The 22,903-nt window shown below is 70.2% G+C and carries 13 protein-coding genes; 6 read left to right on the forward strand and 7 right to left on the reverse strand.

Annotated elements, in window-relative coordinates; all coding sequences use genetic code 11:
• Positions 1–84: 84 nt before the first annotated feature.
• From EJ913_RS27400 to nirB, 3 genes are read right to left on the reverse strand one after another with little or no spacing between them, the layout of a single operon-like run.
• Positions 85–2,784 (reverse strand): nitrate reductase, encoded by a 2,700-nt coding sequence (locus EJ913_RS27400; protein ID WP_127003923.1) that lies wholly within the window; start codon positions 2,782–2,784, stop codon positions 85–87.
• Positions 2,777–3,142, reverse strand: coding sequence for a nitrite reductase small subunit NirD (gene nirD / locus EJ913_RS27405; RefSeq protein WP_127003925.1), 366 nt, complete (start codon positions 3,140–3,142; stop codon positions 2,777–2,779). Before nirD ends, EJ913_RS27400 begins: the two co-directional genes overlap by 8 nt.
• 5 nt (positions 3,143–3,147) lie before the next feature.
• Positions 3,148–5,655: a nitrite reductase large subunit NirB gene (gene nirB / locus EJ913_RS27410; protein WP_127003927.1), complete on the reverse strand. Its 2,508-nt coding sequence runs from the start codon at positions 5,653–5,655 to the stop codon at positions 3,148–3,150.
• A 791-nt stretch (positions 5,656–6,446) separates the two neighbouring features.
• Between nirB and EJ913_RS27415 the strand changes: the two genes are divergently transcribed.
• From EJ913_RS27415 to EJ913_RS27440, 5 genes are all read left to right on the forward strand, one after another.
• A complete protein-coding gene (locus EJ913_RS27415; protein WP_127003929.1) occupies positions 6,447–7,841 on the forward strand; it encodes a CmpA/NrtA family ABC transporter substrate-binding protein in 1,395 nt (464 codons plus the stop codon).
• Between the two features lie 148 nt (positions 7,842–7,989).
• On the forward strand, positions 7,990–9,069 hold the full coding sequence (locus EJ913_RS27420) for an ABC transporter permease (RefSeq protein ID WP_127003931.1): 1,080 nt from the start codon (positions 7,990–7,992) through the stop codon (positions 9,067–9,069).
• A 28-nt stretch (positions 9,070–9,097) separates the two neighbouring features.
• A complete protein-coding gene (locus EJ913_RS27425; RefSeq protein ID WP_127003933.1) occupies positions 9,098–10,768 on the forward strand; it encodes an ABC transporter ATP-binding protein in 1,671 nt (556 codons plus the stop codon).
• Positions 10,769–11,206: 438 nt separating this feature from the next.
• Positions 11,207–12,895 (forward strand): FAD-dependent oxidoreductase, encoded by a 1,689-nt coding sequence (locus EJ913_RS27435; protein WP_127003937.1) that lies wholly within the window; start codon positions 11,207–11,209, stop codon positions 12,893–12,895.
• Positions 12,896–12,978: 83 nt separating this feature from the next.
• Positions 12,979–13,572, forward strand: a complete 594-nt coding sequence (locus EJ913_RS27440) for a mismatch-specific DNA-glycosylase (protein ID WP_127003939.1) — start codon at positions 12,979–12,981, stop codon at positions 13,570–13,572.
• A gap of 4 nt (positions 13,573–13,576) precedes the next feature.
• On the opposite strand, the gene EJ913_RS27445 is transcribed toward EJ913_RS27440, so the two are convergent.
• Together EJ913_RS27445 and EJ913_RS27450 are read right to left on the reverse strand one after the other, a co-directional pair.
• Entirely contained in the window at positions 13,577–14,458 is an 882-nt protein-coding gene (locus tag EJ913_RS27445; protein ID WP_127003941.1) for a ParB/RepB/Spo0J family partition protein, read from the reverse strand.
• Positions 14,445–15,476, reverse strand: coding sequence for an AAA family ATPase (locus EJ913_RS27450; protein WP_127003943.1), 1,032 nt, complete (start codon positions 15,474–15,476; stop codon positions 14,445–14,447). Before EJ913_RS27450 ends, EJ913_RS27445 begins: the two co-directional genes overlap by 14 nt.
• 1,048 nt (positions 15,477–16,524) lie before the next feature.
• Here EJ913_RS27450 and EJ913_RS27455 point away from each other — a divergent pair.
• On the forward strand, positions 16,525–17,499 hold the full coding sequence (locus EJ913_RS27455; protein ID WP_127003945.1) for a replication protein RepA: 975 nt from the start codon (positions 16,525–16,527) through the stop codon (positions 17,497–17,499).
• A gap of 16 nt (positions 17,500–17,515) precedes the next feature.
• Here EJ913_RS27455 and EJ913_RS27460 read toward each other — a convergent pair whose 3' ends face one another.
• Positions 17,516–19,969 (reverse strand): tetratricopeptide repeat protein, encoded by a 2,454-nt coding sequence (locus EJ913_RS27460; RefSeq protein ID WP_127003947.1) that lies wholly within the window; start codon positions 19,967–19,969, stop codon positions 17,516–17,518.
• Positions 19,970–20,036: 67 nt separating this feature from the next.
• Positions 20,037–22,903, reverse strand: a 2,867-nt coding sequence (locus EJ913_RS27465; protein WP_127003949.1) for an SbcC/MukB-like Walker B domain-containing protein, incomplete at its 5' end; no start/stop codon positions are given.

A 22,903-nucleotide genomic window follows, 5' to 3' on the forward strand; every position in this document is an offset into this window, starting at 1 on the left:
CCCTCTCCCGCAAAGCGGGGGAGGGATGGGGAGGGGGCACGCGCTCCCACCCGCACCAGCACCCGCAAGAATCCCCCAACCCCCTCACGCCACTTCGCGCTGATGAGCATGACGCAGCACCTCCTTGAGTTCGGGAACGCAGGATCCGCAGTTGGTCCCGGCCTTCAGCGCCGCGCCGATTTCCGCGACGCTGGTCAGACCGCCGTCGCGGATGGCAGCGATCAAACGGTTCACGCCCACGCTGAAACAGGAACAGACGATCCGCCCCTCGTCGGCCCTGGCCCCCGGCGCCCGACCGGCGAGCAGCGCGCCGCGCGCGCCGTCCTCCAAGCCGTCCGCCGCCAGCAGCCCGGCCAGCCAGCTCCGCCCCGGCAGCCGGCCGTCGGCGGTCACGAACAGGCACGCCTCCAGCCGGCCATCGCTCAGCCACGCCTTGCGCCAGCCGCCGCGCGCCGTGTCGCTGAATTCGATCGCCGCGCCGTCGGGCTCGAAGCCGGGCAGCCAGTCGGCGTCGGCCTCGCACGGAACCGAGCCGGTGCCGGCCATCTCGATCAGGTGACCGCCCGCCACCGCGCGCCGCGCCCAGTAGCCGCCATGGGCTGGCTCCACCGGGCGGCGGGTCAGCAGGAAGGCGGTCCAGTCGGGCCGGTAGGGGTGGATGGTGGCCGGCATCCGCTTCAGATCCGGCTGGCCGGAGTGCGGATCCACCGCCTCGTCGTCCACCAGACGGCCGATCACGCAGGCTTCGGTGAAGCGGTCGGTCCAGTGCATCGGCAGGAAGGCGGTGCCCAGCCCTTGGGCGTCGGTCACGTGGACGCGCGCCAGCGCCTCGCCCGCCACCGTGACGATCCGCGCCAAGCCGCCCTCGCTCAGGCCCCGCGCGGCGGCGTCGGCCGGGTGGAGGTCCAGGCACGGTTCCGGCGCGTGGGCCGACAGGCGCGGCGCCAGCCCGGTGCGGGTCATGGTGTGCCACTGGTCGCGCAGCCGCCCGCTGTTCAGCAGCAGCGCGCCGTCCGCCAGCGCGCGCGGCATCGGCGTCGTCGTCACCGGGACGAAACGCGCCCGGCCGTCGCCGGTGAAGAAGCGCTTTTCCGTGAACAGACGCGCTTCCGGCTGCCCGCCCGCCCGCCACGGCCAGGGGAAGGGAGCCAGCGTTTCAAATTCAGCGTGGCCGATCCCCGCCAGCGCGCCGATGTCGAAGGCGCGGGTGCCGCCGTTCTCGAAGGCGGAGAGCGCGGCGTGCTCGCGGAACACGTCGGCCGGGCTCTCATAGCCGAAGGCGTCGCCGAACCCCATCCGCCGCGCCACCTGGGTGAGGATCCACCAATCCGGCCGGGCCTCGCCCTCGAAAGCGCGGAAGGCGCGCTGGCGCGACACCGTACGGTCGGAGTTGGTGACGGTGCCGTCCTTCTCACTCCAGCCGGCCGCCGGCAGGCGGATGTGGGCGAGACGCCCGGTGTCGGTGTCGTGGATGCAGTCCGACACCACGACGGTTTCGCAACGCGCCAGCGCCCGGCGGACGCGGCCGGCGTCGGGCATGCTGACGGCCGGGTTGGTCGCCATGATCCACACCGCCTTGACGGTGCCGGCCTCGATGGCGCGGAACAGATCCACCGCCTTCAGCCCCGGCTTGTCCGCCACGCGCGGCGCGTTCCAGAAGCGGCGGACGCGGTCCACCTCGTCGCTGGTAAAGCCCATATGGGCGGCCAGCTGGTTCGCCAGCCCGCCGACCTCGCGCCCGCCCATGGCGTTGGGCTGGCCGGTGACGGAGAACGGCCCCATCCCCGGACGGCCGATCCGCCCGGTCAGGAAATGGGTGTTCAGGATGGCGTTGACGGTGTCGGTGCCCTGCGAGGACTGGTTGACGCCCTGGGAGTAGACGGTGACGACGCGCTCGGTCGTTGCGACTTCAGCGTAGAAGGCGGCGACCTCCGCTTCGCTGAGTTTGCAACGCCGGGCCACGGTGGCGATGTCGGGGGCGTCGGCGCGGGCTGCGGCAAGCGCTTCGTCCAATCCGGCAGCGTGATCGGCGACGAAGGCGGCGTCCATGTGGCCTTGCGCGTGCAAATGCACCAGCAAGCCGTTGAACAGCACCGAATCCGTGCCCGCCTGCAACGCCAGATGGGTGTCCGCCCCGTCCACCGAGGCGGTGCGGCGCGGATCGACGACGACGATGCGTGTTCCATGCTCCGCTTTCGCGGCCAGGAGACGCTGATTCAGTACGGGGTGGCACCACGCCAGATTGGAGCCGACCAGAACCACGAGCTTGGCCGTTTCAAAATCAGCGTAGGTCCCCGGCACCGCGTCGGCGCCCAGCCCGCGCTTGTGCCCGGCCACCGAGGAGGCCATGCACAGCCGGCTGTTGGTGTCGATGTTGGCCGCGCCGATGAAGCCCTTCATCAGCTTGTTGGCGACGTAATAGTCCTCGGTCAGCAACTGGCCGGAGACGTAGAAGGCGACCGAGTCCGGCCCGTGCTTGGCGATGGTGTCGGAAAACCGCGTTGCGACTTCAGCGAGGGCCGTGTCCCAGGAAACCCGCCGACCGCCGATCTCCGGATGCAGCAGCCGCCCGCCCGCCTCGCCCGGCACCAGCGTGTCGGCCAGCGCCGACCCCTTGGAACAGAGACGCCCCCGGTTGGCCGGGTGCTCCGCGTCGCCGCGCACGGAGACGCCCCCATCCGCCGTCACCGTGGCGACCACCCCACAGCCGACCCCGCAATAGGGGCAGGTGGTGCGAACCTCCCGCGCGGGACCGCCGGAGGCCGGCTCCGGCCCGTCAAACATGGCAGGCGCCCTTGCAGCCGCCGCTGGCATGGGTGGCGAGGTCGAGCGCGATGGCGATGGCGCGGCCCTCGACCCGCACCGGGATGTGGCCGGCGCGGCCCTCGTCGGGGGCGACGGCCTCGCCGGTCGCCAGATCGATCACCCAGTTGTGCAACGGGCAGGTGACGCGGCGGCCGTGGACGATGCCCTGCGAGAGCGGGCCGTTCTTGTGCGGGCAGCGGTCCTCCAGGGCGAAGACCTCGTCCTCGGCCGTGCGGAACAGGGCGACCTTGCCGTTCGGCGTGCGCACCACGCGCGATCCCAGCACCGGGATGTCGTCCAGCGTGCCGACCGGGGTCCAGGCGATGATCTGATCCATGGTTCTTACCCCACTTCCGCGAGCAGCGAGAATTCATGACGGTCGACGCCCTTGGTGGCGCGTTCCGCCCACGGGTCGTCCTGCGAGAAGGTCTGCGAGAAGACGAAGCGCGCGTTCAGCGCCCGGCGTCCCTCCGGGTCGTCCACCAGCGCCGCCTTGATGTGGTCCAGCCCGACGCGCTCGACCCAGGGGGCCGTGCGCTCCAGATAGCGGGCCTCCTCGCGGTAGAGCTGCATGAAGGCGCCGGTGTATTCGAACACCTCCTCCTCCGTCGCGACCTTGACCAGAAAGTCGCAGGCCCGGACGTGCAGGCCGCCGTTGCCACCGACGTGCAGCTCGTAGCCGCTGTCGACGCAGACGACGCCCAGATCCTTGATGGTGGCCTCGGCGCAGTTGCGCGGGCAGCCCGACACCGCCAGCTTGACCTTGTGCGGGGTCCAGGTGCCCCAGGTCAGCTTCTCCAGCTTCACGCCCAGCCCGGTGGAGTCCTGCGTGCCGAAGCGGCACCACTCCGACCCGACGCAGGTCTTCACCGTGCGCAGCCCCTTGGCGTAGGCGTGGCCCGACACCATGCCGGCGGCGTTCAGGTCGGCCCAGACGGCGGGCAGGTCCTCCTTCTTCACGCCGAACAGGTCGATGCGCTGGCCGCCGGTGACCTTGACGGTGGGGATGGCGAACTTGTCCACCACATCGGCGATGGCGCGCAACTCCGACGCGCTGGTCAGCCCGCCCCACATGCGCGGCACGACCGAATAGGTCCCGTCCTTCTGGATGTTGGCGTGGGCGCGCTCGTTGATGTAGCGCGACTGGTAGTCGTCGACATACTCGCCCGGCCACGCGCAGAGCAGATAGTAGTTCAGCGCCGGCCGGCACGACGCGCAGCCGTTCGGCGTCGTCCATTCCAGCGCCTGGAACACGTCCGGCATCGTGCGCAGATCCTGGGCGACGATGGCGGCGCGCACCGCGTCGTGGCTGTGGGCGGTGCATTTGCACATCGGCTTGACCGTCGGCGCCGCCTTGAACGCGTCGCCCAGCGTCACCGCCAACAGGGTCTCCACCGTGCCGGTGCAGGTCCCGCAGGAGGCGGACGCCTTGGTGTGGGCGCGCACCTCGTCCAGGCTGGTCAGGCCCTTCCCGGTGATGGCCTGGACGATGGTGCCCTTGCAGACGCCGTTGCAGCCACAGATCTCCGCGCTGTCGGGGAGGGCGGCAACGGCGGCCTTAGGGTTTCCCGCGTCGGCTCCCCCGAAGCCCTGCCCGAAGATCATCGTGTCGCGCTCGGCGCCCAGCTCGGTGCCGTCCTTGAGCAGCGAGAAGTACCAGCCGCCGTCCTTGGTGTCGCCGTAGAGCACCGCGCCCAGCAGCCGCCCGTCCTTCAGGACCAGCCGCTTGTAGACCCCGCGCGCGGCGTCGCGGAAGACGATGTCCTCGGTTCCCTCGCCGCCGGAGAAATCGCCGGCCGAGAACACGTCCACCCCGGTGACCTTCAGCTTGGTCGAGGTGACGGAGCCGGCGTAGCCCGCCCCCTCGCCCCCGGCCAGCGCGTCGGCCAGCACCTTGGCCATCTCGAACAGCGGGGCGACGAGGCCGTAGGTCAGTCCGCGATGCTCGACGCATTCGCCGACCGCAAAGACCGCCGGATCCGACGTCCGCATCGCGTCGTCCACCCGGATGCCGCGCCCGCAGTCCAGCCCGGCCGCCTTGCCCAGCGCCATGTTGGGGCGGATGCCGACCGCCATCACCACGAGGTCGGCGGGAAGCTCGCGCCCGTCCTTCAGCCGCACCGCCTCGACGCCGGTGCCGCCCAGAATTTCGGCGGTGTCGGCACCGGTCAGCACCTCGATCCCCCGCCGCTCCAGCTCGCGCTGCAACAGGGTGCCGGCCGACGGGTCGAGCTGGCGCTCCATCAGCGTCGGCATCAGGTGGATGACGGTGACCTCCATCCCCTTCACCCGCAGCCCGTTGGCCGCCTCCAGCCCGAGCAGCCCGCCGCCGATCACCACGGCGCGTCCCCCCTTGGCGGCGGCGGCCAGCATGGCGTCCACGTCGGCCAGATCGCGGAAACCGACCACCCCCGGCAGGGTCGATCCCGGCACCGGAATGATGAAGGGCATCGACCCGGTGGCGAGCAGCAGCCGGTCGTAGCCCAGAACCCGCCCGCCCATCGAGGTGACGGTGCGGGCGGCGCGGTCGATGCTCTCCACCGCCTCGCCGGTCAGCAGGGTGATGCCGTTCTCCTCGTACCAGGCGCGGCTGTTCAGCACGATCTGGTCGAAGGTCTTCTCGCCGGCCAGCACCGGCGACAGCATGATGCGGTTGTAGTTGGGGTGCGGCTCGGCCCCGAAGACGGTGATGTCGTAGCGGCCCGGCGCCTTGGCCAGCAGCTCCTCGACCGTCCGCATCCCGGCCATGCCGTTGCCGACGACGATCAAACGTTCCTTATGGTCGCCCGTGACGCGGCTGTCGGCGTCCGGCCCGGTGCTGGGGGTCGAGAGCGGGTGATGCATGTCCATGGCGTCTGCCTCGTCTCCTGATCCGGCCTGCACGATGCGTCAGGCGCGGGGCCAAAAAGAAAGGCGTCCGAACGGGAGGGCCTGCCCGCCCGATGAGCGGGGGCCAACCTGTTCGGACGCCGTTGTCCGGGCGGTTCGTCGTCGAACCTTGGCCGGAGCCCGCGCAGCGTCGCGCGGATCCGGCCTGGGTGGCGGGTCCCGGCGCCGTTGCCGAGGCCCGCTGATGTCTCGCCGTTTCCTTCGCAATCCCCATGCCAAAGTCCCGGTTCGACCGGCCGCGCGGCGAAACCCCAGCGTTTGCGCGGGCTGCCGGCGATGGGGGCGACGATACTTAGGTGCCTGTTTCGGCGTCACCCATAGGTATTGGTCAGAAAACAGTCAGGCTGGTTTGTGTGCGCCGCAAAAATCAGCATTTGGACCGAATCTCCAAAACGACGCCCCATACCTTCCGCCCGACCCGAAGCCCGAAAACCAAGCCTTACAGCCCGTTTCCGCCGATTTCCCATCCTTTGGCATGAGCCTTGCGAAGGATCGACCGGGAAACGCGCCAACGACGGCGCGTGCCTTCGAAGCGTCCAACGTTGGGCCATTCCGGCAGAGCCGCCGGCACCGGCATCGTCCGGCCTTTTCCAAGGCCCGGAGGTGCGACCCAAGGGGACGCGTTCGAGGTCCGCGGCATCTTCGGCCCGCTGCCCACGAAACAGCCACTCCCCGGCCGGTCCCCCGCCGCGATGCCCGTGCCGTGCGATCCACCGCCGCTGGCCCGGATTTTCTGAGATGGAGCAGCCGACGTGACCTCATACCGCAGCCTTCCGGCCAAAGCCGCCGCGGCGCTTGCCCTTTCCCTGAGCATCCCCGCCTTCAGCGCTCCGGCCTTCGCCGCCCCGCTGAACGTCGAAAAGGAGCAGGTGAAGCTCGGCTTCATCAAGCTGACCGACATGGCCCCGCTGGCGGTCGCCGCCGAGAAGGGCTTCTTCGAGGACGAGGGGCTGTCCGTCACGCTGGAGCCGCAGGCCAACTGGAAGGTGCTGCTCGACCGCGTGATCTCGGGCGAGCTGGACGGCGCCCACATGCTGGCCGGACAGCCGCTGGGCGCCACCATCGGCTTCGGCACCCAGGCCAACGTGGTGACGGCCTTCTCCATGGACCTCAACGGCAACGGCATCACGCTGTCGAACGAGGTGTGGAAGAAGATGAAGGCCAACGTGCCCATGGGCGCCGACGGCAAGCCGCTGCACCCGATCAAGGCCGACGCCCTGAAGCCGGTGATCGCCGAGTACAAGGCGGCCGGCAAGCCCTTCACCATGGGCATGGTCTTCCCGGTCTCTCCCCACAATTACGAGCTGCGCTACTGGCTGGCGGCCGGCGGCATCAACCCCGGCTACTACGCGCCGAGCGACGTGTCCGGCCAGATCCAGGCCGACGCGCTGCTGTCGGTCACCCCGCCGCCGCAGATGCCGGCGACGCTGGAGGCCGGGACCATCTTCGGCTATTCGGTGGGCGAGCCGTGGAACCAGCAGGCGGTCGCCAAGGGCATCGGCGTGCCGGTGGTCACCGACACCGAGATCTGGAGGAACAACCCCGAGAAGGTCTTCGGCGTCACCGAGGGCTGGGCGGCCAAGAACCCGAACACCCACCTCGCCATCGTCAAGGCGCTGATCCGCGCCGCCCAGTGGCTCGACGAGAACGACAACGCCAACCGGGCCGAGGCGGTGAAGATCCTCGCCAAGTCGGAGTATGTCGGCGCCGACGCCGCCGTCATCGCCAACTCGATGACCGGCACCTTCGAGTACGAGAAGGGCGACAAGCGGTCGGTTCCCGACTTCAACGTTTTCTTCCGCTACAACGCGACCTACCCCTTCTATTCGGATGCGGTGTGGTACCTGACCCAGATGCGCCGCTGGGGCCAGATCGCCGACGCCAAGCCGGACGCCTGGTACGACGAGACCGCCCGCAAGGTCTACAAGCCGGAGATCTACCTCAAGGCCGCCAAGCTGCTGGTCGAGGAGGGCAAGTCCAAGGAGGCGGATTTCCCCTGGGCCAGCGACGGCTACAAGCCGGTCGACAACGGTTTCATCGACGGCATCGCCTACGACGGCCGCAAGCCCAACGACTATCTGGCCAAGCAGCCCATCGGCCTGAAAGGCCCCCAGAAGGTCGAGGGCGGGCAGTTGGTGGGGGGCTGAGGGACTCGACGCTTCCGGGCCCCCTCCCTAACCCTCCCCCGCCGTTGGCGGTGGAGGAGACTGCCGCCGCCCTCCCGTAAGGCCCCCTCTCCCGCGAAGCGGGGGAGGGTCGGGGAGGGGGCAAGGCGCTCCAACGGAAAGACATCCCATGACCAGCCTGACCGACACCTCCGCCGAGCTTGCCCGCGCCCAGCGCCGGGCGCGGCGCACCCACGCCCTCAACCGCATCGCCACCACGCTCGGCGCCGTCGGCCTCGGCTGGCTCGCCCCGCTGCTGCGTCTGGCCGCCGGGGAGAACCCGCGCCAGCAGGGCGTCGAGCTGTGGCGCCAGATGGGCATCCCGCTGACCGCCATCCTGCTGTTCCTGGCCGCCTGGGCCTGGGCCGCCCCGCAGGTCAACACCAGCCTCGGCGCCATCCCCGGCCCGGCCCAGGTGTGGACGCAGGCGACCAACCTCTACGCCGACCACAAGGCCGAGCGCGCCAAGGAAGCCGCCTTCTACGAGCGCCAGGACAAGCGCAACGCCGAACTCCGCGCCAAGGACCCGGCGGCCGAGGTCAAGACCCGGACCTACGCCGGCAAGCCGACCTACCTCGACCAGATCCTGACCAGCCTGAAGACGGTGTTCACCGGCTTCCTGATCGGCGCGCTGGTGGCGGTGCCGCTGGGGGTGGCCTGCGGCCTCTCATCCACCGTCAACGCCGCGATGAATCCGCTGATCCAGCTGTTCAAGCCGGTCTCCCCGCTGGCCTGGCTGCCGCTGGTCACCATGGTGGTCAGCGCCACGGTGTCGAGCGACAACCCGCTCTTCGAAAAATCCTTCCTGACCTCGGCCATCACGGTGACGCTGTGCTCGCTGTGGCCGACGCTGATCAACACCGCCGTCGGCGTGTCCTCCATCGACAAGGACCTGATGAACGTCGGCAAGGTGCTGCGGCTGTCGGGGCCGACGATGGTCCGCCGCCTCGTGCTGCCGTCCGCCCTGCCCTTCATCTTCACCGGGCTCCGCCTGTCGCTGGGCGTGGGCTGGATGGTGCTGATCGCCGCCGAGATGCTGGCGCAGAACCCCGGCCTCGGCAAATTCGTCTGGGACGAGTTCCAGAACGGCTCCTCCAACTCGCTGGCCCGCATCATGGTGGCGGTCTTCACCATCGGCCTGATCGGCTTCCTGCTCGACCGCGTGATGATGGCGCTGCAAGCCGCCGTCACCCACACCGGCGCCCGCTGACCACACGCCCCCAACGGAGACATCGACCATGGCGATCCTGGAACTGAAGGGCGTTTCCAAGTCCTACGGCGCGACCCCCGTCCTGCGCGACATCGACCTGTCCATCGCGGAGGGCGAGTTCGTCGCCATCGTCGGCTTCTCCGGTTCGGGCAAGACGACGCTGATCAACCTGATCGCCGGCTTGGCCGAACCCGACACCGGCGCGGTGCTGATGCGCGGCCAGCCGGTGCGCGGCCCCGGCCCGGAGCGCGGTCTGGTCTTCCAGAGCTATTCCCTGATGCCCTGGCTCAGCGTGAAGGAGAACGTGGCGCTGGCCGTGGACTCCGTCCACAAGGAGCAGGATTCCGCCGCGCGCGGCGTGCTGACCCGGCGCGCGGTGGAGACGGTCGGCCTCGGCCACGCCGCCGACCGGCGGCCGAAGGAACTGTCGGGCGGCATGCGCCAGCGCGTCGGCTTTGCCCGCGCGCTCGCCATGAGCCCGGAGATGCTGCTGCTGGACGAGCCGCTGTCGGCGCTCGACGCGCTGACCCGCGCCAAGCTCCAGGACGAGATCGAGGCGATCTGGCGCAAGGACCGCAAGACCGTCATCCTCATCACCAACGACGTGGACGAGGCGATCCTGCTGGCCGACCGCATCGTCCCGCTGACGCCGGGGCCGGGCGCCACGCTGGGTCCGGCCTTCACGGTGGATCTGCCGCGCCCGCGCGACCGCGCGGCGGTCAACCACGACCCCGACTTCAAGCGGCTGCGCGCCACGGTGACGGCGTGGCTGATGGAGGCCGGTGTCGCCCGCGCCGCCCAGAGCGGAACCGCCGACGGCCCCGCCCTGCCCGACGTGCAGCCGATCACCGCCGCCCCGCCGCCCAAGGCCTACCTCGCCGCCCAAGGCCCCGGCCTCTCCGATGACCGCTATCTGGAGTTCACCCGGCTGACCAAGACCTTCGCGACACCGAAGGGGCCGCTGACCATCGTCGACGGCTTCGACCTGAAGATGCGCAAGGGCGAGTTCGTGTCGCTGATCGGGCATTCCGGCTGCGGCAAGTCCACGGTGCTGTCGATGGTCGCCGGGTTGGCCGACGTGACCAGCGGCGGCATCGTGCTGGACGGCCGCGAGATCGACGGCGCCGGCCCCGACCGCGCGGTGGTGTTCCAGGCCCCCAGCCTGTTCCCCTGGCTGACCGCCTACGAGAACGTCATGCTGGGCGTCGAGCGCGTCTATCCGCACGCGAAGAAGGCCGAGCGCGCCGACATCGCGCGCTACTACCTGTCGCGCGTCGGCCTGTCCGACAGCATGGACCGCAAGGCGTCGGAGCTGTCGAACGGCATGAAGCAGCGCGTCGGCATCGCCCGCGCCTTCGCCCTGTCGCCCAAGCTGCTGCTGCTCGACGAACCCTTCGGCATGCTCGACAGCCTGACCCGCTGGGAGTTGCAGGAGGTGCTGATGGAGGTCTGGGCGCGCACCCGCGTGACGGCGGTCTGCGTGACCCACGACGTCGACGAGGCGCTGCTGCTGGCCGACCGGGTGGTGATGATGACCAACGGCCCGAACGCCCGCATCGGCCACATCCTGGAGGTCGACCTCCCGCGCCCGCGCACCCGCCAGACCCTGCTGGAGCACCCGCGCTATTACGAATACCGCGAGGAGCTGCTGAACTTCCTGGAAGGCGGTCACCACAGCGCTCCGCAGAAGGCGGCCTGAGCCGACGCTGAATCGGAAAAGTGTCGTGAAAAAAGCCCTTCTCCCCTTGCGGGAGAAGGGTTGGGATGAGGGGTGTTCCGCCGAAGGCGGAAAGGTTTGCGCCCCCTCACCCCAACCCCTCTCCCGCAAGGGGAGAGGGGCTTTAAGTGGTCGTGCTGCGATACGCCCGGAACCCACCCTTGCCGTTCACCCCCGCAGGTGCGACACTCCCATCAACTTTCCCATCCAGCATGGGAAGACCGGAGCAGGGCAAAAGCTCTCCCACGTCCACCCCACCCTCCCGGAAGCCAACTCCTCCTTCCGTATCATTTCTCCTCTCCTTTCCCTGAAAACCCCGCCCCTACCACCGGTGCCCCAGGCTTCAGCCGAATGCGCGCTCGGTTCCGGCCGCCCGTCTCGTGTCATGTGGGATCCCCATGACCCGATACGGAGAGCGCATTGATCCGCGACGCCCGCCATGTCCTGCACGGCACCCACATCGACTGCGACGTCTGCATCATCGGCGGCGGCGCGGCCGGCCTGACCATCGTGCGGGAGTTGGCGGGAACCGCGCACAGCGTGGTCCTTCTGGAAGGCGGCGGGCTGGAGGCCGACGGGATTTCCCAGGCGCTCTACGCCGGGCGCAGCGTCGGCCTGCCCTATGAGCGGCTGACCACGGCGCGCAGCCGCTACCTCGGCGGCAGCACCAACTGCTGGGGCGGTTTCTCCCGCCCGCTGGAGCCGAACGATTTCGCGGTCCGACCCTGGATTCCCCACAGCGGCTGGCCGATCGCGCGCGACAGCCTGACCCCCTTCTACGAGCGCGCCCAGAGCGTGCTGGGCCTCGGCCCCTACCAGTACGGCAACGCCTATTGGCGCGCCCGCGTCGGCTCGGCGCGGGCGGATCTGCTGCCGCTCGGCGGGGAGGAGGAGGACGGCTTCGAGAACCGCGTCGCCCAGCTCAGCCCGCCGATCCGCATGGGCGAGGCCTACCGCGCCGACCTCGGCCGCGCCGCCAACATCACCGGCTTCCTCAACGCCAACGTCACCGAGTTGGAAACCAACGCCAGCGCCAGCGCGGTCGAGCGGGTCCACGTCTCCACCCTCGCCGGCCCGTCCTTCACCGTGGGCGCGCGGATCGTCGTGCTGTGCTGCGGTGGGATCGAAAACGCCCGGCTGCTGCTGCTGTCCAACCGGGTGCAGGCGGCGGGGCTGGGCAACGGCCAGGATCTGGTCGGCCGCTGCTTCGCCGACCACCCGCGTTTCAAGAGCAGCGCGGTGAAGCTGACCCACCAGGGCCGCCACCGCACCCTCTACGACGTCAGCCTGTGTCTGGCCCGGCGGCGGCTGAAGCTGTCCCACCCGGCCATCGCGCTCGCCATGGCACCGACGGCGGCGATGCAGGAGCGGCACGGGCTTCCCAACTCCCGCACCTATCTGGTCGCCTCCTACCACAGCGAGGCGCTGGACGCCTTCAAGGCGATCAACGAGATGCGCCTGCTGCTGCCGCGTTCGCGGCCGGGGCCCGGCCTGCCGCGCGCCAGCCTGCCGGTGGCCAGCCCCGCCGCCCTGCTGCATGACGCCGCCACCCGCGTGCTGCGCCGGGCGCCGCAATTGGCCCACGCGCTGTTCGACAGCGCCGTCCACCCCGGCTGGTGGCGGCGCGGCTTCGCCCTGGAAACGGTGATGGAGCCGATCCCCAACCCCGACAGCCGGGTGACGCTCGACCACGCCCGCGACCCCTTCGGCCGCAACCTGCCCCTGGTCGATTGGCGCCTGACCGGGCGGGACCAGGACGCCGCGCTGGAGACCCAGGCGCTGCTGCGCGCCGAGTTGCTGCGGCGCGGATTGATTCTGCCGACGCCGGAGGTTGTCGAGGCGCCGGCCGGCATCGGCTGGTGCTGGCACCACATGGGCACGACGCGAATGCACGAGTCGCCGCGCCACGGGGTGGTCGATGCCGACGGGCGGCTGCACGGGGTCGGCAATCTCTACGTCGGCGGCAGCTCGGTGTTTCCCACCATGGGCTCCGACCACCCGACCATGACCATCGTCGCGCTGGCCCTGCGGCTGTCCGACCGCATCGTCCGGCTGCTGCGTGACCGGCAGCCGTCGTCATCGGTCTCGGCCGTCGCCGCGTCGGGCTGAGGCCGCGTTGCCGATTCTGCGTCAGACGGGTTGTCCTTTCCGTCACGCTTGCCGCCGCGCCAGGGAACCGGTGAAATCGTCCCATGACCCGTGACCTCTTCTTCGCGCTCGACCCGGATCCGGCCGACCCCACCCTGCCCGATCCGGAAGGCCCGCTGCCCGACATCGTGGCGCCCGGTCTGGATTGCCTGTTCGTCGGCTTCAACCCCGGCCTGCGCTCCGGCGCGCTCGGCCACCACTACGCCGGGCGTGGCAACCAGTTCTGGCGGCTTCTGGCGGCCGCTGGCCTCACCCCACGCCCGATGCGGCCGGAAGAGGACCGCAGCCTGCCCGACGTCGGGCTGGGATCGACCAACCTCGTGGCGCGCGCCACCGCGTCCGCCGCCGAACTGAGCCGGGCGGAGTTGCGCGGCGGGCTGCCGCGCCTCGCCCGGATCGTCGCGGTGGTGCGCCCCGCCGTGCTGGCCTACACCGGCAAGGGCGTCTATCTGGCGGCGGCCGGCTGCGCCGACGCGCCCTGGGGCGTGCAGGCCCGGCCGCTGTTCGAGGGGGTGAGCGACGTCGTCGTCCCCTCCCCCAGCGGGCTGGCCCGCCTGCCCTTCGAGGAGAAGCTGCGCTGGTACAAGGCCGTCAAGGCCGAGATCGCCCGGCTTCGTCCCTGCCCCCTTCGCCCCTGAACCGTTACGACAGCAGCGTGTCGAGCAGCGCGTGCAGCCGTCGCAGCTCCGCCCATTCCTTGTCGCTCAGATGACCGCGATGGTCGCGGAGATCCCGCACGTCGACGCTTGAGAAGTCGCGCGCGATCTTCTGCGCCGCCTCGACCAGCCGAACCACCGGCAGCACCGGCGGGGCGGGGGGCTTGCGGTCGGGGCGCGGGGAGGGGGTCTGCTCCCGCTTGGCCTCGCGCAGCGCCTTGACGGTGCCGCCCTCCTTCACGAGATCCCACAGGCGGAGTTGGGCGTCGGCGCCCTCCACGGCGGCGATCTCGCTGAGGATGCTTTTCGAGACCCCCCGGTAGCGCGTCTCGAACTCCTCGAGGATGCGGGAGGGCAGGCGCAGCAGCGACAGGGTGCGGGTGATCTCGGCCTGGCTGCGGCCGATGACGTGGCCCAGCGCCTCGTGCGTGTACTCGTGGCGGTCGATCAGTCGGGAGAAGGCGCGGGCCAGCTCCAGCGCGTCGAGATCGACCCGCTGGATGTTCTCGATCAGCGCCAGTTCGTCCGGGTCGCCGTCGGTGACGATGGCGAAGATGGTGCGCCGCCCGGCCAGCCCGCAGGCGCGCAGGCGACGCTCGCCGGCGACCAGACGGTAGTCGCCGTCGCCGATGTCCTGCACCAGCACCGGCTGCTTCAGCCCGTGCCGCTCGATGGAGGCGGCCAACTCCTGCAACTGGTCGGCGTCGAAATGGCGGCGCGGCTGGTCGGGGTTGGTGTGGACGCGGTCGATGTCCAGCTCGATCAGCCGGGGGAAATCGGCGGACAGGCCGAACAGGGCGTCGCCGCCGCGCTGGGCGGCCTTGTCCAGGATTCGGCTGCTGGTGCGTTCGAGCTTACGCGGCGCCATGGCGGGCCTCCACAGGGCGGGCGATCAGATGGGCGGCGACCTCGCGCGCCAGTTCGGCGTAGGCTTGGACGCTGGTGGAGTTCGGGTCGGCCTCGATGGCCGGGCGGCCGGCGCCCGACGCCTGGGCGAAGAGCGTGGCGCGCGGCACCACCCCCAGCACCCGCGTCCGCCCCTCGTAATGCGACTGGATCTCCTTCAGGCTGGCCTGATCCTGGGTCAGCCGCGCCGAATACATCGTCGGCAGGATCCCGAAGATGTTGAGCGACGGGTTGGAGCGCCGCCGGATCTTGGCGATGGTCTCCATCAGCAGCGGCACGCCGAGCCCGGCGAACACCTCGGTCTGCACCGGGATCAGCACCAGATCCGAGGCGGCCAGCGCGTTGATGGTCAGCAGGCCAAGGTTGGGCGGGCAATCGATGACGACCACGTCGTAGCGGTCGCGCACCTCGGCCAGCTTCTCCTTGAGAACCAGGGAATTGTCCGGCTCGGCCACCAGCTCGGTCTCCGCCGCCGCCAGACCGATGCTGCTCGGCGCCAGGGTGAAGATGCCGCCGCAGACCGGCTGAAGGATGGTGTCCAAGGTCCCGCCGCCGCGCAGCACATTGTAGAGACCCTTGCGCGCGGTCTCGACCTCGCCCGGATCGATGCCGAGATGGACGGTGGCGTTCGCCTGCGGGTCGCTGTCGATCAGCAGAACCGACAGCCCCAGCGTCGCCAGAGCGTAGGAGAGATTGACCGCGCTGGTCGTCTTGCCGACTCCACCCTTCTGGTTGGCGACGGCGATGACGGCGCGGCGCACCGGCCGCAGCTCCGCCGGCAAGGCCGGCTGGTCGGCGGGCTTGGTCTGGTCGCGGATGAAGCCGGCGACCTGTTGGGGGATTCGCTCCGCGCCGCTTTCCCAGCGGCTGATGCGGGAACGGTCGTAACGGCGGTTGAGGGCGGCGTTGAGCCAACCGGCGAACCCGAGCTGGTCTTCGCCGCGCCGCTCACGCAAGGCGCGCAGTTCGTCGCCGGTCATGAATCCTCCGGGGGGTGGGTTTGAGCGGCAGACTGCACGGATGTGACGCAAGAGGTCAAGCCGAACCGCCTCTGTTGCGTCACGCCGGGGCGTCGGCGGGCTTCATACGACGTCGTATGAGACCATTTTCCCATACGACGTCGTATGAAGGGGAACGGCCCTGGTGCGTTGCAAACTCAGCGAAGCAGGCCGCGTCGGCCCCCGTTTCAAATTCAGCGTTGAATCCGCCAAGGCCCCGCCGATTCGGGGCTTGATTCCCTTGAATTCCGTTGTTTCAGACTCAGGGTATCCTTCCCGAGTCGTCCGAAAAGCCAAATGTTACTGATTCAGCGTGGTGGCCCCGATTCGCGAAACACCTGTCTTCTCAACGGCTTGACCCGGTTCTGTTACCAATTCAGCGTCGACTCGCGAGTCGGTCGGATGAGTCGGGAATGCATCCCTCGATTCAAATTCAGCGAGGAAACGGGCCGGATCCGGGGCTCTCCGGCGCAGCCAAAGGCCGAATCGGGTGGCCGATGTTGCGACTTCAGCGCGATTGTGGACGAAAACGGCGGAAAGCCTGGGTTTCCAGGGTTGGCGCGAGCGCACTCCGCACGCGACCGGACTCTACCGGAGAATCTTATAGGGAGTCTTATATAGGACATGGTTGCGACTTCAGCGTGGAAAACCCCGGTTTTCGTTGCGACTTCAGCGCGAATCCAGGCGTGGCCGTTGCAGAGTCAGCGAAGCGGGCGATTCAATTTCTGCGAGGAATTTCCAGGGCTTGGCGTTCCGCGATTCCAATTCAGCGTGGAAAAGGGCGGGGCGGCTGTGGACGGAATCCGCCAAACCCAGGGAGCGCCTGGAGTCACCGACGCTGAATTTGAAACGCGGCGGTGGCACCCCTTCCGACGCTTCGCTGAAGTTGAGTCGGAATCTTGGGCGAACGTTGCAAACTCAGCGAATCATGGTATCGACACGGCTTCACAGCCCCCACATTTTGTGTTTTCTGGGATGGGTCGGTGGTGCACAAGCCGGCTGCGTCGCGAAGGAAAAGCAGAGGGTGTCCATGGCCAAGATCCACGAGCAACTGTCACTGGAGGGCTTCGACGCGGTTCTGGCGCGGACCGAGGACCCGAAGGAGCGGCGGCGTGTGATCATGGCCCACGAGGCGATCTCGAACGAGATCGACGCCATCGGCTACCTCCACGCCGGCTTCTGCCAAGCCTCGCTTCCCCACCGCAAGCCGAAGGACGAGCAGGCCCCCTGGGTCCGCAACAACGGCCGCTACCAGCTGGTCGTCCGCCCCGGCATCCTGCCGCTGCGCGACGGCACCGTGCTGGATGTCGGCGTTCCCTACGGCGCCAAGGCGCGGCTGATCATGATCTATCTCCAGACCGAGGCGCGCAAGACCCGCACGCCGCACGTCGATCTGGGGCCGAGCATGAGCGCGTGGCTGCGCCGGCTGGGGCTGGCGCCGACCGGCGGCGAGCGCGGCAACTACAAGCCGGTGCGCGAGCAGGTCCTGCGCATCGCGCGCTGCGAGTTCACGCTGCGGACCACGACCGGCAACTCCAGCGCCGAGATCTCCGACCAGCGCCTGATCGACGGCATCAAGCTGTGGCGCGACGACGAGGACGCCCCGGATCTGTTCCGCACCGGCGGCGAATGGGTGCGCTTCGTCCGCCTGACCAGTTCCTTCTTCGACCACCTGATGGAACACGCCGTCCCGCTGGACGAGCACGCCATCGCCAAGCTGAAGAACTCGGCTTTGGCGCTCGACGCCTATGTCTGGCTGGTCCACCGCCTGCACCGTCTGGACAAGCAGACGCTGGTGCCCTGGCACGCGCTGTCCCAGCATTTCGGCTCGGTCAGCGAACACCGCGTGCTGGCCTTCCGCCTGAAGGAAGCGTTGAAGGACGTGATGGCGGTCTACCCCGACGCCAACATCGAGCCGACCTCCAAGGGCCTGCTGCTGCGCCCCTCGGCCCCGGCCGTGCCGTCGAACAAGCACAGCGTCCTGCGGCCGGTGGCGCTGCGCTGAGGGGCGGCGCGTTCGATCATGAGGTTTCCTGGTTGTCTGCCAGACGATCCAGCCCGGCTGTGATGACGCGGGTGAGTTTGTGATCCACTCCAAAGAGCCGCAGGGCAACGGGCTTCGCCTGGGTCCATAGCTTTCGTGCCTCGTCATACCCACCAAGTTCGAAGGCTGTCCAGGCAAGGTTGTTCATGGAGATGAGCGTGTCGGGATGCTCCTCTCCTAGAACACGGTGGCATACAGCCAACTCCCGTTCGTGCATTGCCTTCGCCCCGGCGGCATCGTCCAGAGCCTCCAGAGTTGAGGCAAGGTTGTTCATGGAAGTGAGCGTGTCGGGATGCTCCTCTCCCAGAACACGGCTTTGCACCGCCAGAACCCGTTCGTGCATCACCTTCGCCCCGGCGGTATCGCCCAGAGCTTTCAGAGTTGCGGCAAGGTTGTTCATGGAGGTGAGCGTGTCGGGATGCTCCTCTCCCAGAACCTGGATTCGTGCCGCCAGAATCCGTTCGTGCATTGCCTTCGCCCCGGCGGCATTGCCCAAAGCGCCCAGAGTTGCGGCAAGATTGTTCATGGAGGTGAGCGTGTCGGGATGCTCCTCTCCCTGAACCCGGATTCGTACCGCCAGAACCCGTTCGTGCATTGCTTTCGCCCCGGCGGCATTGCCCAAGGCGCCCAGAGTTAAGGCAAGGTTGTTCATGGAGGTGAGCGTGTCGGGATGCTCCTCTCCCTGGATAACGGTGCGAGCATTCAGTTCCCATCGATATCCTGCTTCCGCACCATTGTAGGCACCGCGTTGATAGTCGAACCTAGCGAGCCAACCGATGGCATCTGCACTGTCCGCATCGGGCAAGTTTGTGGTCAGGGAGCGGGCGTGGGGAATCAGGGGGAGCAGTTGGTGATGCTGACCAATATCTCCAGCCAACGGCAAGTAGCGGAGAAGAACTTTTACTGCCGCCTTGCGCCAGTCGTCGGGCGCGGGTTTGTGAAACCGCAGGGTTCGGCTGACCAGGACATGGACGGTTACGTTGTCGTCGCCGCATTCGGCCAGTGCCTCGGCCTCGGCGGCCCGGATACCTTGAGCCAGGGCGTCGAGACCATCGTCGTCCGGCTCCTCCGGATTGGCAAGAATGGCAGCCAGAAAGTCCTTCGGGATCGGATCGGGCGCCATCAGCGAGGTGAGGTGCAGCAGCGTCAGCCCGGCCGGCGACAGCCGGTCGAGGCTTTGCAGCAGGGTGGTGGCGATGCTGGCCTCGTGGCCGGTCGGCAGATCGTTGACCCATTTCGCTGCCAGATGCAGCGCGTCCGGACCGGGCTTGCGCAGCCTGTTCAGGAACGCGCCGTAACCAACGCTGCGCACCGCAGCGGCGGCGACGTCCACCGCCAGCGCGTGGCCGCCCAGTTCGCCGACGATGGCCTCGGCGGTCGCCGTCTCTCCGGCGTTGGCGGGCGGGCGGCGGGCGGTTAACAGGCGCAGCGCGTCGGCCCTGCCCAGCACGTCCAGCGAAACGCCGCCACCGACGAAATCCAGGCTGCGGTTGCGGGTGGTGAACAGGCTGCGGCCGTTGGCGCCGGGCGCCTGCCACAGTTGCAGCTCGGCGAGGTCGGCATCGGCGGGCAGATCGTCCACCACCCACAGATAGGGCTCGCGACCGGCCAGATGCCGGCCGACCAGACGGACCACCGCCGCCGGGTCGTGGCCCGCCATCTCCAGCCCGAGCGCGGACGCGACCGCCTGGAATTGCCGGTCGCGGCGGCTGGTGGCGTCGGCGGTCTCGGTGTCGCCCTTGCTGGCGGTCAACCAGACGATCCCGCCGGGATAGGCGGAGCCGAAACGCAGGGCGTATTCCTCGGCCAACAGCGACTTGCCGATGCCGCCCATGCCGTGAACCCGCACGAGATCGCGGCCCGGCTGCACGCCGCTGATCACGCCGATGCCGCTGGCGGTCAGGCGGGAATGGACGCTCCACAGCTCCGGCAGGCGGCCGACGAAGCGGTTGGAGCCGAGCCGCTTCGGCCCGACCCACTCCGGCGGGCTGAGCGGGCGGACGCCGCCCATCGGCGTCTCTGGCGCCCGCGCCAGCCGCTGGCGGACGCGCTCCACCAGATCCGGGATCGGGAGATTGGCTTGCAGATACATCGAATCACGCAAAGCCTCCGGCTGGATGTGAGCGGGGGAGGGCTCGCTGTTGACGACCATCAGGCGTCGGGTCTCGTCGCCCTCCCTCTGTCCGGTCAGGAAGGCGGCGGTCAGTTCCCACTGGCAGGCGCGCGACGCCGCATAGGCCGGGGAGTACCACGCCAGCACCATCCGTGACTCGCCCATCCCCAGGACGATGTTGCGGGTGATGGACGCGCCGTCCTCGATCCGCGCGACGTCGATCCACACCGACAGCCCGGCGGCCTCCAGCGCGTCCCTCAGCGGATGGACCGCCGCCTTGTCCAGCTGGGGGTAGCTGATGAAGACATCGTAAGTCATGAGGGACGAACTCGGAATTCGTGACGCACGGCATGAGTGTAGCAAGCCGTCCCCCGCCGCGCGACCATCACGACGCGACGGTCAGGCTTCGGCCGCCTCCCAGCGCCTCCAACGTCGTCGCCGTCGACAGCACGGTGACCCGGCTGCGCCCGCCGCCCAGCGGCGCCACCCGGATCTGCACCCCGATCCGTTCCATCATCGCCGGCACATGGCTGATGACGCCGACCTGACGGCCGCCGGCCTGGAGCGCCTCCAGGCAGGACAGCGCCACGTCCAGGCTGTCGGGGTCGAGCGTGCCGAACCCCTCGTCGATGAACAGCGTGCCGATGCCCCCGGCGGTGCCCGCCGCCATCGCCGACAATCCCAGCGCCAGGGCCAGCGACACCAGGAACAGCTCGCCGCCCGACAGGCTGTGGACGCCGCGCCGCTCGTCGCCCATCTCGCGGTCCACCACCTGGATCTCCAGATCGGCGCCCGCCACCCGCTCCAGCCGGTAGCGGCGGGCCAGATCCTCCAGATGCCGGTTGGCGTGGGTCAGCAGCATGTCCAGGCTGAGGCTCTGCGCGAAGTTGCGCATCTTGTGCCCGGTCGCCGAGCCGATCAGCTGCCCCATCCCGGCCCACAGCTCGTGCCGCGCCCGCTGCTCCGCGATCGCCGCCGCCAGCCCGGCGAGCCGGGCGCGGTTGCGGTCGTCGGCGTCCAGCCGGCCCCGCGCCGCGCCCAGCCGCAGCCGTTCCTCCTCCAGCGCCCCCGCGATCCGGGCCGCCGCCTCGGCGGCGTCCTCCACCGTGCCGTCGGGCCGGCCCGTTCCGGTGGCGTGGTGGTCCGCGCGCAGGCGGGCGCGTTCGGCGGCCAGCAGGGCGGCGTCGCGGCGCACCGTTTCAAACTCTGCGAGGGCGCTCTCCTCGGCCGCCAGTTCGGATTCGGGGGCGGCCAAGCCGCGCCGGGCCTCCTCCACCGTGGCGGCGGCACCGGCCGCGGCCCGGTCCAGGATCTGGGCCGCCTCCCGCGCCTTGCCGGCGCAGGCCCGCGCGGCCTCGCCACGGGTTTCGGCCTCGCGTTCGGCGGCGGACAGGCGGGAGGCGGCGTCCTGCCGGGCCACGGTGGCGCGCTCCAGCCGCGCCTCGGCCTCCCGGCGGCGCTCGTCCAGCGCCTTGCGCGCCGCCGCGACCGGCTGGCCGCCCAGCAGCGCCGCCCGCTCGTCCGTCCGGGCGCTCAAGCGTTCGGCCAAGCCGTCGGCGCGGCGGCGCGCGGCCTCCTCGGCCTGTTGCGCCCCCTCGTGATCGGCGCCCTTGGCAGCCCGCTCCGCCGTGGCGTCCTCGGCCGCCTTGCGCGCGGCGAGCAGCAGCCCTCGCTGATTTTGATACGCGGCGGCGCGCTCGGCCAGCGCGGCCCGGAAACGCGCGGGCGCGGCCTCCAGCGCCTCGCGCCAGCCGGCCTCCCCCGCGAAGGCCTCCGCCAGATCGGCCAGCGCGGAGTCGCGGTCGGCGGCGGCGCCTTCGCGCCGGGCCACCGCCAGCGCCTCGGCGTGGTTGGCCTCGGCCAGCCTGCGCCGCAATCCTTCGAACGCCTGCGCCGTCCGGACCACCGCTTCCGTCCGGGCGCTCCGTTCGGCCTGGGCGGCGTCGAAACGGCGGCGGTGATCGAGCGCCCGCGCCTCGTCCGCCGCCACCCGCGCCAGCAGCGTTTCAACATCAGCGAGCCGCTCCCGCGCCGCGCCCGAATCCGGCTGCGCCGGAAGGGCGAAGGCCCCGGCCTGTTCGGTCCAGCGCCCGGCGAGCGCCGCCGCCTCCCGCCGGTCGGCGTCCCGCCGGGCCGCAAGCGCCTGCAACGCCGCGCGCGCGGCGCGTTCGTCCGCTTCGTGCCGGGCCTGCCGGGCCAGCAGCCCGTCCGTCTCGCCCTTCAGGGCGGCGACCCGGTGTACCTGGTCATGGGCGAGGCCGGCCAACGGCGTCCGATCCGGCACGCCCCAGGGATGCGCGTCCGATCCGCAGACCGGGCAGGCTTCCCCCGGAACCAGCCGCGCGCGCAGGGAAGCGACGTCCTCCCGCTGCGCAAGACGCAGACGTTGCAACGTCACCTCCGCCTCGCCGAGCGCCGCTTGCCGCAGCCGCCGTTCGGCGTCGCTGTCCCGCGCCTGCGCCCCGTCGCGCTCCGCGTCGGCCGTCAGCCGTGCCTCGTCGGCGTCGGCCTGGGCCTGCCCGGCGGCCAGACGCGACGCCGAATCGGCAACGCCGACCAGGGCGGTCAACCGGTCGCGGCGCTCCGTCGCCTCCACCCGCCGCCGCCGGGTGTCGTCCAGAGACGGCGCCGCCTCCCCCTGGAGACCCAGGAGGGCGTCGTCCGCCTCCGCCAGCCGCGCTTGCGCCCCGGCAAGCTCCAGCTCCGCCCGCCCGGCCTCCCCGGCGAGACGGGCGGCCTCGGCGCCATGGCGGTCCGCCTCCGCCTCCGCCGACCGCCGCGTGTCCGCCGCCAGGGCATGGCGCCCCAGCGCGGCGTCCCAGCGCGACCATTGGGCGGCGACCGGCTCGAAAGCCGCCCGCTCCCGCATCCACTCCTCCAGGCGAAGGGCGTCGGCGTCCGCCCCGCTCCGGCGGCGTTCGGCGGCGTCCAGCCCGTCGCGCGCGGCGGCAAGGCGGGCGATGGCCGCGTCGCGATCCCGGACGGCGGCGGCCCATTCGGCGGTCAGCGCGGCGATCTGGCCGTCGAGGCCGGCGGCCTGGGTCAGCTCCGGCTCGGCGTCCCGCTGGGTGCGGCAAACCTGTTCGAAGCGCTGCCGCGCCTCGACGTGCCGCGCGGTGGTCTCCTCCACGGCCGCGCGGGCCTCGGCCAGGGCCGCCCGCGCGCGGACCGACAGGGCGTCGGCCTCGGCCGCGTCCACCGCCGCGCGGTCGGAATCGGCCAGCAGGGGGCGCAGCGGCTGCAACCGGCGCC

The sequence above is a fragment of the Azospirillum doebereinerae genome (assembly GCF_003989665.1).
Taxonomy (GTDB): domain Bacteria; phylum Pseudomonadota; class Alphaproteobacteria; order Azospirillales; family Azospirillaceae; genus Azospirillum; species Azospirillum doebereinerae.

What these genes read in the sequence shown, in the direction of transcription:
- EJ913_RS27400 (WP_127003923.1), bottom strand. Translation starts at nt 2,784, where the DNA reads ATGTTTGACGGGCCGGAGCCGGCCTCCGGCGGTCCCGCGCGGGAGGTT.
- nirD (WP_127003925.1), bottom strand. Translation starts at nt 3,142, where the DNA reads ATGGATCAGATCATCGCCTGGACCCCGGTCGGCACGCTGGACGACATC.
- nirB (WP_127003927.1), bottom strand. Translation starts at nt 5,655, where the DNA reads ATGGACATGCATCACCCGCTCTCGACCCCCAGCACCGGGCCGGACGCC.
- EJ913_RS27420 (WP_127003931.1), top strand. Translation starts at nt 7,990, where the DNA reads ATGACCAGCCTGACCGACACCTCCGCCGAGCTTGCCCGCGCCCAGCGC.
- EJ913_RS27425 (WP_127003933.1), top strand. Translation starts at nt 9,098, where the DNA reads ATGGCGATCCTGGAACTGAAGGGCGTTTCCAAGTCCTACGGCGCGACC.
- EJ913_RS27440 (WP_127003939.1), top strand. Translation starts at nt 12,979, where the DNA reads ATGACCCGTGACCTCTTCTTCGCGCTCGACCCGGATCCGGCCGACCCC.
- EJ913_RS27445 (WP_127003941.1), bottom strand. Translation starts at nt 14,458, where the DNA reads ATGGCGCCGCGTAAGCTCGAACGCACCAGCAGCCGAATCCTGGACAAG.
- EJ913_RS27450 (WP_127003943.1), bottom strand. Translation starts at nt 15,476, where the DNA reads ATGACCGGCGACGAACTGCGCGCCTTGCGTGAGCGGCGCGGCGAAGAC.
- EJ913_RS27455 (WP_127003945.1), top strand. Translation starts at nt 16,525, where the DNA reads ATGGCCAAGATCCACGAGCAACTGTCACTGGAGGGCTTCGACGCGGTT.
- EJ913_RS27460 (WP_127003947.1), bottom strand. Translation starts at nt 19,969, where the DNA reads ATGACTTACGATGTCTTCATCAGCTACCCCCAGCTGGACAAGGCGGCG.